Origin of the sequence: Hymenobacter telluris (assembly GCF_017313265.1) — a bacterium.
GTDB classification, from domain to species: domain Bacteria; phylum Bacteroidota; class Bacteroidia; order Cytophagales; family Hymenobacteraceae; genus Hymenobacter; species Hymenobacter telluris.
On record NZ_JAFLQZ010000008.1, the window covers coordinates 72,957 to 85,620 of the forward strand.

General features: G+C 57.5%; 9 protein-coding genes. 3 read left to right on the top strand and 6 right to left on the bottom strand.

Annotated features, from left to right (window positions below; all coding sequences use genetic code 11):
- Window positions 1–6: 6 nt before the first annotated feature.
- The 3 genes from J0X19_RS13450 to J0X19_RS13460 form a co-directional block, all read right to left on the bottom strand.
- A complete protein-coding gene (locus tag J0X19_RS13450; protein ID WP_317194774.1) occupies window positions 7–723 on the bottom strand; it encodes a tRNA1(Val) (adenine(37)-N6)-methyltransferase in 717 nt (238 codons plus the stop codon).
- A gap of 92 nt (window positions 724–815) precedes the next feature.
- The gene (locus J0X19_RS13455) at window positions 816–3,260 is read right to left on the bottom strand and encodes an outer membrane beta-barrel protein (RefSeq protein WP_206984890.1); all 2,445 of its coding nucleotides are present in this window, start codon (window positions 3,258–3,260) and stop codon (window positions 816–818) included.
- Window positions 3,261–3,624: 364 nt separating this feature from the next.
- The gene (locus tag J0X19_RS13460) at window positions 3,625–4,881 is read right to left on the bottom strand and encodes a pyridoxal phosphate-dependent aminotransferase (protein WP_242582607.1); all 1,257 of its coding nucleotides are present in this window, start codon (window positions 4,879–4,881) and stop codon (window positions 3,625–3,627) included.
- Between the two features lie 205 nt (window positions 4,882–5,086).
- Here J0X19_RS13460 and tsaE point away from each other — a divergent pair, with 205 nt between their 5' ends.
- Together tsaE and J0X19_RS13470 are read left to right on the top strand one after the other, a co-directional pair.
- A complete protein-coding gene (gene tsaE, locus J0X19_RS13465; RefSeq protein ID WP_206984891.1) occupies window positions 5,087–5,527 on the top strand; it encodes a tRNA (adenosine(37)-N6)-threonylcarbamoyltransferase complex ATPase subunit type 1 TsaE in 441 nt (146 codons plus the stop codon).
- 95 nt (window positions 5,528–5,622) lie between these two features.
- Window positions 5,623–6,849: an alanine dehydrogenase gene (locus J0X19_RS13470; protein ID WP_206984892.1), complete on the top strand. Its 1,227-nt coding sequence runs from the start codon at window positions 5,623–5,625 to the stop codon at window positions 6,847–6,849.
- Window positions 6,850–6,938: 89 nt separating this feature from the next.
- Here the strand turns inward: J0X19_RS13470 and J0X19_RS13475 are convergent, their stop codons facing one another.
- The 3 genes from J0X19_RS13475 to J0X19_RS13485 form a co-directional block, all read right to left on the bottom strand.
- On the bottom strand, window positions 6,939–8,135 hold the full coding sequence (locus J0X19_RS13475; protein WP_206984893.1) for a T9SS type A sorting domain-containing protein: 1,197 nt from the start codon (window positions 8,133–8,135) through the stop codon (window positions 6,939–6,941).
- A 109-nt stretch (window positions 8,136–8,244) separates the two neighbouring features.
- A complete protein-coding gene (locus tag J0X19_RS13480; RefSeq protein ID WP_206984894.1) occupies window positions 8,245–9,156 on the bottom strand; it encodes a flavin reductase family protein in 912 nt (303 codons plus the stop codon).
- A gap of 116 nt (window positions 9,157–9,272) precedes the next feature.
- On the bottom strand, window positions 9,273–11,363 hold the full coding sequence (locus J0X19_RS13485) for a tetratricopeptide repeat-containing sensor histidine kinase (protein ID WP_206984895.1): 2,091 nt from the start codon (window positions 11,361–11,363) through the stop codon (window positions 9,273–9,275).
- A 312-nt stretch (window positions 11,364–11,675) separates the two neighbouring features.
- Here J0X19_RS13485 and J0X19_RS13490 point away from each other — a divergent pair, with 312 nt between their 5' ends.
- Window positions 11,676–12,578 carry a M28 family peptidase gene (locus tag J0X19_RS13490; RefSeq protein WP_317194775.1) on the top strand — a complete coding sequence of 301 codons (903 nt, stop codon included), beginning with the start codon at window positions 11,676–11,678 and terminating at the stop codon, window positions 12,576–12,578.
- Window positions 12,579–12,664: the final 86 nt, after the last annotated feature.

Here is a 12,664-nt window from a genome sequence, read left to right on the forward strand (position 1 = left end):
AGAATATTAAAGAGCCAAGTAAAACGGCCCCAACAGTGCCCGAAATTCCAGTGAATACTCGTCGTTTTCCGTCACCAACAGTTCCTGAGTTTGCACGGGCACTGGGGTCCGGCTGAAGGCGGTAATGTGGCGTAACGGCTTACTACCAACCCGATGCCGCAATACCAGCCGCGTAGCCGGAAACAAGCCGCATTGGGTTGCGTCCCGCTCGAAATGCTGCATTTCTGGTGGCGGGAGTAACACCGTAAGTCGTCCTTGCGCGGTCAGAAATGCAGCTGCGAACTGCGTCAGCTCTGAGAAAGACAGCGTATCGGGGGCGGTATGACGGGCGGTAGCGCGGCGGCCATCGGGTGAGCGCAGGGAGTGGCGGAAGAACGGCGGATTACACAGGATATGGTCGAACGGCGCGGGCTGGGTGGCTGCAAAGTCGGCCAGGGGCTGGGCGTGCAGCGTGAGGCGCGCCGCCCACGGACTGGCCTGGAAGTTTTCAGCGGCCTGGGTGGCGGCGGCGGGGTCCAGTTCCACGGCTTCGATATAAGCGGTGGTGCTTCGTTGGGTGGCCATCAGGGCTAGCAGGCCGGTTCCCGTACCTATATCCAGCACGCGCTGCGCTTGTGCTATGTCGGCTACGGCGCCCAGCACGCAGGCATCGGTACTTACCTTCATGGCGCACTCGCCTTGCTCGATGCGGAACTGTTTGAACTGAAAATATGAGTTGGCCACGGCAGCAAAAGGAGTGATGATTGGTGTTCCGGCAGTGCAAGTTGCACCAGTAGAACCTCAAACGTATCAACGCGCCAGCTCACTGTTTCCTTCTACTGCCCGGCAGCGCGGCGCTTCTCCTCCTCGGCCCCCGTGGACCGCTTGCGGGCCGGCGTTACTTCGTTGCTTCCAAAACGGTAGCTGAACGCTACGGTGGCCACGCGGGTGTCCTGGCTGATTCGCTGGCTGGCCGTAAGCACATTATACCGGAATGCTGAGCGTACCGGGGCGGTGTAAAAAAGGTCGGTTCCATTGAGGCGTAGGGTACCGCGGCCCGCCAGCAAACTTTTCTGAACGCCCACCGCCACTTGCCCAAAAGAGCGCAGTATCTCAAAGCCGTACTGCTCCCGCGAATGGTAAGTGCCGCTTACATCCACCGTCCACCCTTTGCCCAGCGTAAAGGCATTGTTGGTACTTAGTACCGCGCCTAGCTGGCCGGGCAACGTGGTAGAGCCACCATAGCTGCCATTGAAATTAATGTAGAACAACTCGGCATCGGCGTGGAGTTGCCACCATTTGGTGAGAGCCAGGGGCGCCGTTAGGGTGAAGGCGTAGTAGTGCTGGTTTTCCAGGTTGGTATCCGTAGACCGCACCAGCGTGTCGTTTTCAAGCGCGTACACCGCCAAAATTGGCCGACTGGTATAGGCGTAGCTTACGCTGGTAGTGAGCTTGCCGAGTGTGTGGGTCAACTCGCCTTTGTAGCTGGTTTGGGGTTGCAGGTACGGGTTGCCGGCTCGGTAGGAAGTGGGGTCAACGTAAAAGCGAAAGGGGTTGAGCTGATTGTAGGTGGGCCGGTCGAGGCGGCGGCTCAGCGAAAAGCCGATTTCGTGCGTTTCAGAAATAACGCGCCGTACACTCAGGTTGGGGAACAATTGCAGGTAATGCCGCTCGATGTTGCCGTTGCTGTTGGTTTGCCGCACAGCAGTATTGGTTTGCTCTGCGCGTAGCCCGGCCGTAACCGTCAGCTTAGGCTGAGTCCGGCTCACGCTAAAATACCCCGCGTTGATATTCTCCTGGTACCGAAACCCATTGGATTGGTTGACGTCCAAGGTGGTGATGTCCGCAATAGTGTTGTAAAACAGCACGTCGTTGTTGGAGCGGACCCAGCTGGTTTTCAGGCCGGCCTCTAGGCGTACCCCATCTGGCAACGGCCGCACGTAGTCGGTTTTCACCGACTGAATGGTAAGGCTGCCGTCCTGCGAGCTGGTAAGCAGGCGGGGCGCACGCCCCGGAAAAAGGTAATTGGTGGTTAAAGACAGGTCCCGATCGGTGCCGTAGCGCGCCACATCGGCATCAGCTGTCAGCTCAGCCGTGCGGCCCGAATCCAGCGGGAACGTGCGGCGAAACGTCAGATTGCCAGCTACGTTGGGCGTGCGGAGCAGGCTTTCGTTGCGAGAAACAAAGCCGAGGGTAGGCTGATTGGCACTGTCGAAGAACGTGGATGAATTGTTGCCCTCTACTGGCAGCCGGCTACCCAAGCCACTCAGCATGACCCCCAGCGTGGTGCGCGGGCTGGCCGTATAGTCGATACCGGTCTTCCAGGTGTGCGACTGCAAGTCAACGCGCCGGGCGTTGTACTGAGTGCTGCTAGAAATCAAGCGGGCGTCGCGGAGGTAGTTTCGGCTGAAAGCTAAGTTCTGGAAGCCGTTGCGGTTGGTGTAGGAGTAGGAGCCGTAGAAGTTGAAGGCGCGGTTGCGGTGGTTCAACGACAAGCCGGCATTGAGCTTGCCATACCGGCCGCGGCCATAGCTGATATTAGTGGTGCCGTTGGTGCCCAGGCGCTGGTCTTTCTTGAGGTTGATGGCAATGATACCGGCCCCACCCTGCGCATCATACTTGGCGGGCGGGCTAGTAATCAGCTCGATAGTTTGCACCTGTTCGGCCGGTAACGAGCGAAGCAGAGCCGCCAGTTCCACGCCGGTAACGGGTACCCGCTTGCCATCTAGTAGCACCAGCACGCCCTCTTTACCGCGCAGCGCTAGGTTATCATTAATGCCCACGGTTACGCCAGGAGCCCGGCTGAGCACGTCCAGCGCGGTATTGCCGCTGGCCAGGCTGCTGTTTTCCACGTTCACAATGGTGCGGTCGGGAAGCCGCTCAAACAAAGGTTTCTGAGCCGTTACGGTCACACCTTTAAGCTGTACGGCACTTGGCACCAGCACAACCGTAAGTGGCGGAACGGTCGCCGTGGAAACCTCTACCGGCCCCGCCCAAGCGCGCGCATAACCCAACTGCACCACCGACACCAGATAGCGTCCGGATTGTGTAGTAAGTAAGCTAAAACGACCATCGGCGCCGCTAAATTCGGTTTTAACGGCCACCGAATCGGTGGCGCGGTGCAGCGTAACAGTGGCCGCTTCTATGGCCGCGCCACCCTGAGCACTCACCATGCCGCTGACAGGCGCCAGGCTTTGGGCCGCCAGCGGAAATACGGGTAGCAGCAACGTAGGCAACAAACATACAAACCAACCTGCAGGCTGGGCAAAGGCAAAAGGCATGGGCACCATCCGTAGAATGAAAAACCGGAGCGTGCAAAAGGTGTGGCACACGAAGCAAATAAGATAAAGGAGGTTGCTTCGTAGTAGGATATAGGAGAGCAGGTTACTTGTCCAACTTGTAGAATTCAGCTGATAAAACAGTTGGATAAGTGTAGGAAAGATAATGCATTTATTGCCCTAATTAATGTACTGACAGGGATAATAGTTAGACGGGAAAATGCTGCTTCAACTAAGCTTTATGCAATAAATACAAAAAGCCCTGACTACAGACGGCCCTGAGTTTTTCAGGAATCCGCCTATAGTCAGGGTGTTACTGTGGCGCCAAGCCTACACAGCGCAGGCGCAGTATGCAGATCTTACAGAATTACCGCAGACTTTCCAGGGCCGTTTTCAAGCGGGGTAAAGCTGCTTCAATGGAAGCCAGCGAAGCCCCGCCCACCGACATCCGGAACCAGGGGGCCGTATCGGAAGTGCCAAACGCGCTAAAAGGCACCAGTGCCAGCCGGGCTTCTTTGATGAGGTAGAACGTGAGGTCTTTGGTGGTGGCCAGCACCTCGCCGGCCGGGGTGGTCTTGCCCAGCACGTCGAGGCGGGCGGTGAGGTAGATAGCGCCCATCGGCACCATTGAATCGACGGGCAGGCCCTGGCTTTTCAACTCCTGCAACCCCTGGTGCAACGTATCAAGGCTGTGCTGAAGGCTGGCTTTGAAGTCGGCTGTGAAGCTGTCAACCAACTCGGTCTGGGGTAGATACTTGGCCGTAGCTACCTGCTCGGCCTTGGGGGCCCAGGCGCCCACGTGACCCAAAATCGACTTCATCTTGTCGATGACGGTGGCGGGGCCAAACGCGTAGCCCACACGCACCCCGGTGGCCGCCAGGCACTTCGAGATACCGTCGATGTAGATTACGTAGTCGCGCAGCTCGGGGCGCAGGTTTACGGGGTCGAAGTGCTGGGTTTCACCGAAGGTCAGCATCCAGTAAATCTGGTCGTAGAGCAAGTACAGTGGCTTTTCGCCGGGCTGGCGGCGCTGGTTTTCGGCCAGCACCAAGTCGCAGATTTCCAGCAGATTTTCCCGCGAAAACACCGTGCCGGTAGGGTTGAGCGGGGAGCACAACGCCAGCAACGTAGCGCCGGGTAGGTGTGGGGCTAGCTCGGCGGCCGTGGGCATGAAGTTGTTTTCCGGCAACGTTTCCACCATCACCGCCTCGGCCCCCGAGAGGTGGCAGTAGTGGTTGTTGTTCCAGCTCGGCACCGGAAATACCACCCGGTCGCCGGGGTCGAGGAGGGCCAGGTAGGTGGCGTAGATGAGCGGGCGGGAGCCGCCAGCCACCAGCACGTCGTTGGGCGAGTACTCCAACCCCAGCCGCTGCTTGGTGAAGGCGGTGGCCGCTTCGCGCAAAGCAGCCATACCGTTGGCGGGCGGATAATTGGTGTTGCCGGCTTGGTAGGCGGCGGTAATTTCGGTTTGTAACGCGGTTGGAATGGGGAAGATGGTCGGGTCGAAGTCGCCGATGGTGAGGTTGCAAATCTGCTCCCCTTTCCGGATCATCTCGTTTACTTCATTGCCTATTTTGATGATTTCGGAGCCAATCAGGCTACCCGCCATTCGCGAAACTTGCATGAGGAAAGGTGTTTTGGTCGGCCAAATATAGAGCCTGCCGGCCATTAGGGACGCAGGTGGGCCACTGCTGTAGCGCGAAGCCTTTTGCTTCGCGCCTGAGGGCGCACTGATTCATTGACAGGCACGAAGCAAAGGCTTCGCGCTACAAAGGACAACCGTACCAGGCTGCCATTTCGTAAACTTGCACCCGCAAAACTGCCACTTTATGTCTGCTTCGCTGCTTGAGATTCAACTGCCCAACCTAGCCGCTTTGCCCGCTGCTGCCACCCAAGTACGCAACGTTATCCAACGCCAATCGGCCACTATTGTGTGCTTTGAAGGGGAGATGGGGGCGGGAAAAACCACGTTCATCAAGGCGCTGTGCGAAAGCCTGGGCGTACCCGCCGCCGATGTCAGCAGCCCCACCTTCGCCCTCGTCAATGAGTACCGCGACGCCCGCAACCAGCCCATCTACCACTTCGACTTCTACCGCCTCGACAGTCCGGACGAAGCCGAACGGATTGGCGCGTTGGAGTACTTCGATTCTGGCTATCTTTGCCTGATAGAGTGGCCCAGCCGCATTGAGCCGCTCTTACCTTCCAACCGACTACTTATCCGGCTCACCGTTACTGGCGACGAGTCGAGGGAATTAAAAATTACGAATTAAGAATTCAGGATTGTTTGTGCCACCGCCCTTTCCAAGGTGTTCAGCAAACATCCGCCCCGATTTTTAATTTTTAATTCTCAATTTTTAATTGAACAATGCCCGAAGCAGTACCCCCCGGATTCGAGTCGTTGGCGGCTAGCCGCGCCTATTTCACCCAAGAGTCCATGCTGGCCGTGGAGGTGCGCAAGCGTAAGCTGTTCATTGGGTTGCCGCGCGAAACGTCGCTCCAGGAAAACCGCATCTGCCTGACGCCCGAGGCCGTGAAGCACCTCATCGAGGAAGGCCACGAAGTAGTGATGGAAAGCGGGGCAGGGGAGCCCAGCAAATACTCCGACCACGACTACTCCGAAGCCGGCGCCACCATTGCCTACTCGCAAAAGGAGGTGTACGAAGCCGACCTCATTCTGAAAGTGGCTCCGCCCACCCAGGACGAAATCGAGTTTCTGAAAGCCAACCAGACGCTGATTTCAGCGCTGCAATTCGGTACGCTCACCGCCGAGTACGTCATGGCTCTCACCCGTAAGAAAGTGAATGCCATCAGCTTCGAGCTGATTAAGGACCCCAGCGGCGCGCGGCCAGTGGTGCGGGCCATGAGCGAAATTGCCGGCTCGACCGTCATGCTGATTGCCGCCGAATACCTGGCCCGCTCCAACGAAGGCAAGGGTATTATCCTGGGCGGCATTACTGGCGTGCCCCCGTCCCAGGTGGTGATTCTGGGGGCCGGCACCGTGGCCGAATACGCCGCCCGCGCCGCCACCGGGCTGGGGGCGGAAGTGAAGGTGTTCGACAACCACATTTATAAGCTGCGCCGGCTCAAGCAGAATCTGGGCACCCAACTCTACACCAGCACCCTCGACACCTTCGCGCTGAGCCAGCAAATCCGCCGCGCCGACGTGGTTATTGGCGCCCTCAACGCCGAGGAAGGCCGCGTACCGTTCATGGTGCCCGAAAACATGGTGGCCAGCATGGCCCCCGGCTCCGTGATAATTGACGTGAGCATCGACCAGGGCGGCTGCTTCGAAACCAGCGAAATGACCACCCACAACAAACCGGTCTTCCGTAAGTACGACGTTATTCACTACTGCGTGCCCAACATTGCCAGCCGCGTGCCGCGTACCGCCACCAACGCCCTGAGCAACATCTTCACGCCCATTTTGCAGGAAATCAGCCAGCACGGCGGCATCAACGAGGTGCTATTCTCGAACGAGCATTTCCGCAGCGGCGTGTACATCTACAAAGGCTCGCTCACCAACGCCACCATCGCCAAGCGCTTCAACATGCGCTACAAGGAGCTGAGCCTAATGATTGCCGTGCGGAACTGATGAGTTGAGTACGGTATTTTCGTTGCAGCAGGATAATTTTTGAGTTGCTCTACTTTTCACTGGCCTGGAGAAGGATAGGAGTGGTATTCTTATTGCTTCAATATTTTGAAGCTTTGTCGACTGTAATCAGCCGATAAATGCAATACATAAATGCCGGGAAGCACTCCTGATAAGTCAATTCTAAATTCTGATTCTAAGGGAGAATACTGTCCAGTAGTTACAACACGGCCAATAGCATCATAAAGTTTAGCATCTACTAGTCCTGGTTTGTTGACAGGCACTTGTACAAACAAAAAATCCTGTACTGGATTGGGATAACAAACAAAACTAACGGGCCCATTAATTGGAGCGGCACGCATGATACTGCTAAATGCGTGGTACGTAGCGGGCGAAATACCTGTATGCTCGAAGCCAGCATAAAAGGTCAATGCCCCATAAATCGTCCAATAAGTCGCATTATCAGTAATAAATAGGCTACTGCCACTTTGCCCGCTTGCCCCATCAAAATGATTAGGAATTACTATATTATAAGGTAGCCACCTGTTTGTTTGCGCTTGACCATACTCATAATAAAGCGTATCCCCATTGTAAGATGCACGGCCGGAAATGTCGCGTACTGGATAGCTGAATTTGTGCCACACATGCTGCCCGACCGTACTTCTGTCCTTATTGAAGCCTATGCTCATCCATCCTGTCGTACGCCCAATAGGAGCAGCTAATTCTAGCAAACAGAGGTCGTTATTATAGTTTTCATCGTAATTATTCGGAACATAATATTTATAACCCCACGTAGTCGGCAGCCTAGCAGGTCGGCCATTATCAAACACAGGTTCAATCAAAACACTATCACTCGCCATAACTAAAAGGGAACCGTTGAAGACGACGACATTATGCGCTGCCGTCAACACAAACCGTTCACCAACCAGTGTTCCAGATCCGCTCCCAGTTGCAACGCCATTCCGATAATTAGTTATTCTGACAGTTGTAGATAGAGGATAACTTAAAGGGTTAAATGGTACTGCGGCGCGCTGGCGAAGTGAAAACTGAGTATTAGGCAGGGCGTTCGTTGTTGGCAGTCGGTTAGATAAAACAGTTAATTTATTCGTGTGGCCTCGAAAGAAGCCGGTAGTTGATCGTTGCAGGGTAGTATCATATAGTACAGCTGGTACCCGGTCAACAAGTCGGGTTCTCGCATTGAACTGGAGCAGACCAATGGCTTGGCTAACTGCGGAAGTAGCAGTTACACTCAGCACACTGAGCAAGCCGAGGAGTACACATATTCGCATATAGGCAGAGTAATGATGAGCGGAGAAGGCAACGTCTTTTGTGTAAGCTTCCCTGTGCAGTAGGCCAGTGAAAAGTAGAGATTCTGAACTGGTTCTCCAAAGCCGCAACCTACCCCGCCGCCAATAACAACACCTTCCACGCTTCCAGCAACTTTCCTTCTTCCAGCAGCTGCTTGCCCAGCAGCGTGAGTTGCCGCCGCTGCTCGGTAAGGTTGCCGAAATGCTGTTGCAACAGGGTGCTTACTAGCGGGTCGTGCTTGAACGCCTGGACTTGCTCGGGGGTGGGAATGGCTTGCTGCTCGATGTTAGCGAGGCGGCCCAGGTTGTTGCCGGTGAGGGTGTTGGAGGTACGGATGTGCTCGGGGAGTTGGTCGATGCCGATGCCCAGGTTGCGGTTGGGTTTGGGCACCGTGAACAAGCTTTCGGGCGTGACGCGGCTGTACCAGTCGCCGGCGAGGCGGGCTACGGCGTCGAACTTGTGCGGGTCGATGCCGGGACCAGAATCCAGCAGGATACTCTCGCGGAAATGGGCCTGCACGACGCGGCAAATCACGAGGTTGCCGCCACCGTTGGAATCCCCAATGGCAATAATCTGCTCCACCACGCACTCCAGTGACACCGGGCATTCGGCTACGCGGGGTGGGCGCACTTTGTCGGAGGGTAGCTCGGTGAGGCCGGCTTTCACAAACTCATTCACGCCCCGCGCATACTCGGTGCTGGCCAACGACATCTGCTCCACCACCGCGTAGTCGCAGATGTTGACCACGCACTCGGGCACTTCGCGCACGTTGAAGAGCGTGTGTTTCTGGGTGTTGTCGCGGACGCGGTTGGCCGGCGAGAAAATAAGCGTAGCCGGGTTGGAGCTGAACACGTTGAAAAACGAGTACGGGCTCAAATTCACCTCACCCGCCGCCGAAATGGTGCTCACAAACGCCACCGGCCGCGGCGCCACGGCACTCAACAGAAACTGGTGCCACTCCGGACCCGGCAGCGTACCCGGCGTAATCGTGCGAAAAGACATATATGGTGAACTAGTGAGGTGGTGAGATAGTGAGTTTGATGTTCTGGCAGTGCAATATGCGCAGCATGTACTAATTGGAACGTCAAACTCACAATCTCACCACCTCACTAGTTCACCTAACTCATCCAATCAACCGGCACGGTGGGCTTGCCTTGCAAGGGAAGCCGGATGATGAATTCGGTGTAGTGGCCGGGCTGGCTTTCCACTTCTATGGTGCCGCCGTGGCTGCGCGTGATGATGTCGTAGCTCACCCACAAACCCAGGCCCACGCCTTCGCCATCGGGCTTGGTGGTGAAAAAGCGCTGAAAAATAGCGGATTGGGTTTCCTCGCTGATGCCAAGGCCATTGTCGCGCACCCGGATTTCGGCCTGTTCGCCGAGGTGGCGGGTTTGCAGCGTAATCTGCGGCACGTAGTCGTCTTCGGTGGTTTGCTGCTGACGCTTGTGCACGGCGTAGAGGGCGTTGGTGAATAGGCTCACCATTACCCGGCCCAGTTCCTGCCGCACCACGGGCAGCAGCGGCAGCGTGTCGTCGAGGTGGGAGAAGAGGGCGGCGTTGAAATGGCGGTTTTTCAGGCGCAGGTCGTGGTAAGTGAGGCGCATGTACTCGTTGGCCAGCAGGTTCAGGTCGGTGGGCTGGCGCTGGGCCGGGCCGGTGCTGGAGTAGTCGAGCATGCTGTTGACGTAGCCTTCGGCCCGCTGGCAGTGCTTCACAATGTCCGACTGGTACTGGCTCAGGTTCTGAAACATCTCATCGATAATCTGCTGATCATCAATCGGCAACAGCACCTTGGCCAGTTCTTCGCGCAGCTCCTGGCACAGCCCCACGCTGATGGCCGCAAAGTTTTTCACGCTGCTCATAGGGTTCTTGATTTCGTGCGCTACGCCGGCCATCAGTTCACCCAGGGAAGCCATTTTTTCGCGGAGCACCAGCTGGCTTTGGGTGGTGCGCAGCTCCTGCACCATGCGGGCCAGCGTGTCGCGCTGCTGGGTTAGCTCGGTTTTCTGCTGGTTCACCCGGTCGTTGAGCAGGAGTAGGCGCTGGTTGGCTTGCCGCTGCTGATAGGTGTAGCGCCACAAGGCCAGGGCCACCAGCAGCGAAACTCCCAGCCCGGCCCACAGCGCGTAGGTACGGGCCTTTTCGGTGAACTGGGCGCTTTCCTCTTCTAGCTGCCCCAGCCGCTGCTGCTCGGCAAAGCCAATGGCATCGAGCTGCTTGATGCGTTTGGGGTTTTGGAGGCTGTCCTGGGCCGTGAGCATGATGCGCAGGTACTTGAGCGTGCTGTCGTTTTGCTGGCGCGCCTGGAATGCATCGGCCAGCAACCGGCTCGTGCGCAGCACTGCCACCACAAAAGGCAGGCTTCGGCCCACGTTCAGGGCTTTTCGGGCATACAAGATGCTGGAATCGGGCTGCTGCCGGCGGTGGTACAGCTCGGCCATGTATTGAAAGGCCCGGCAGCGGCTGCGCAAATCGTTTTCGGGTACGGCCGCCTGGGCACTACGGTGGTAATAGTGTATCGCTTGGTTTGGGTGGCCAGAAGCGGCTTGCAGCAACCCTAGCTCCCGCAAAACATAAGGCTTGGGGTTGCCCCAACAGCTCCAGCCGGTGGCCGGCGGGAGCTGGGTTAGGCTGAAGGCTTTGTGCAAATAAAAAGCGGCCGAATCGAGCTTGCCCAAGCCTTCGTAGCTGGCGCCAATGTTGGTCAGGACGCTGGCCAGCTGGGAGGCGTCGGTGATGTGCCCCAGCCGGTAATGTTCCCGCGCCTGGAAATAGTAGTTCAAGGAAGGACGAAAATCATCGAGGGCGAAGTATAGCAGCCCGGTTTGGTTGAGGATGCGGGCCGTGCCTTCGTAGTCCTGGGCGGCTTTGCACAACTGTAAGGCTCGTAGGTTGAGGCGTAGCGCTGCCGGTAGGTTGCCCCGCTCCGATAGCAGAATGGACAGGCGGGACAGGCAGCGGCCTTCGCCTTTGCCGTAGCCGATACGACGAGCCAGCTGCAAACCCTGCTTGGCGTACCACCGCACCGAGTCGAAGTGGGAGTAGCGGTAGGTGGCACTCAGGTTGGCGAGGAGCAGCACCCGGCTGGTGTCGGTGGTGGCCCGCGCCAAGGCCTGCCGTACCGCCGCCGTTTGCGGGCTCTGGGCCGTTGCCCATTCAACGGGCAGCAGGAAAACAAGCAAGAGCCCGGCAAGTAATCGTGAAATCATGCGAAAAAGGTACGAATAGGAAATATGCTATACAGTACCAGCATTCAAAGCTGAGCAGTTTCCGGCAAACTTCCCCTATGTGCTGGGTTACTGATGCGCGTTGGAGTGCCCATGACGAAACAAACTACTTTTTTTGGGTACTGTCTGCCTGATCTAAGGCGTTCAGAAAATACCTTCGAAACGTTTGCTAGCCGGGTTTCGGCCCGCTGCTGGCCGGCGTTTAGAAGCTGGCCGGCGTTTAGAAGCAACTTTCCTTTTTCCTCCTCAATTCTCTGCATGGTGCTGCGTTGTCTGTGTTGCGTTCTGTTCTCTGTGCTGCTTGGGCAGGCGGTGTATGCCCAACCGTCTGGGCCGGCCATAACCGCCGATTCCAGCCGGTTACGCCGGCACCTTCTGGCCCTCATCAATACGCCGCAACCCCGCAACTATCAGCACCCCGCCAGCCTAGGGCAAGCCGCCGACTACATCCGGCGCGCGCTACAAGCGGCCGGCGCCCGCACCACCGACCAGCCTTACGAGGTACAGGGTGAAACCTACCGCAACCTGATTGGCAGTTTCGGCCCCGAAACCGGTCCGCGCCTTGTTATTGGTGCCCATTACGACGTGTGCGGCGAGCAGCCCGGCGCCGACGACAACGGTACCGGTGTGGCGGCTTTGCTGGAGCTGGCCCGGTTGCTGGGGCAGCAGCCTAGCTTGCCCTACCGCATCGAGCTGGTGGCGTACACCCTGGAAGAGCCGCCGTTCTTCCGGACCCGCCAGATGGGCAGCTATGTGCATGCGCAGGCCCTGCATGCGGCCGGCGTGCCGGTGCGCGGCATGGTGGCGCTGGAAATGCTAGGCTACTACGAAGACCGAAAACACAGCCAACGCTACCCGTTCGGACCGTTGAAATTCATCTTCGGGAGCCGGGGCAACTACGTGACGGTGGCCCAGAAATTCGGGAATGGCCGCTTTGGGCGGCAGTTTGCGCGGCACTACAAGGCCACCGCCGCGTTGCCCGTCAAGCGGTTCAAGGCGCCGGCCTGGCTGCCCGGCATCGACTTCTCCGACCACCTCAACTACTGGCAGTTCGGGTTTTCGGCGGTGCTGCTCACCGACACGGCCTTCTACCGCAACCAGCACTATCACCAGCCCACCGATACGCTCGACCGGCTGGATATGCACCGCTTGGGTTTGGCCGTAGATGCCGTGCTGGCCACGGTGCTTCGCCTCTGAACTTTGCTTGGAAATGAACTGCATGCCCTAAGCAACGTAAGGGGAGCCGCACGCTCACCAACTTTTCCTGGTGCTGCCTCGCGAGG

Bases quoted from the DNA above. Each gene is read 5' to 3' on its own strand.
- J0X19_RS13455 (WP_206984890.1), bottom strand. From the start codon at position 3,260: ATGCCTTTTGCCTTTGCCCAGCCTGCAGGTTGGTTTGTATGTTTGTTG.
- J0X19_RS13460 (WP_242582607.1), bottom strand. From the start codon at position 4,881: ATGCAAGTTTCGCGAATGGCGGGTAGCCTGATTGGCTCCGAAATCATC.
- tsaE (WP_206984891.1), top strand. From the start codon at position 5,087: ATGTCTGCTTCGCTGCTTGAGATTCAACTGCCCAACCTAGCCGCTTTG.
- J0X19_RS13470 (WP_206984892.1), top strand. From the start codon at position 5,623: ATGCCCGAAGCAGTACCCCCCGGATTCGAGTCGTTGGCGGCTAGCCGC.
- J0X19_RS13475 (WP_206984893.1), bottom strand. From the start codon at position 8,135: ATGCGAATATGTGTACTCCTCGGCTTGCTCAGTGTGCTGAGTGTAACT.
- J0X19_RS13480 (WP_206984894.1), bottom strand. From the start codon at position 9,156: ATGTCTTTTCGCACGATTACGCCGGGTACGCTGCCGGGTCCGGAGTGG.
- J0X19_RS13485 (WP_206984895.1), bottom strand. From the start codon at position 11,363: ATGATTTCACGATTACTTGCCGGGCTCTTGCTTGTTTTCCTGCTGCCC.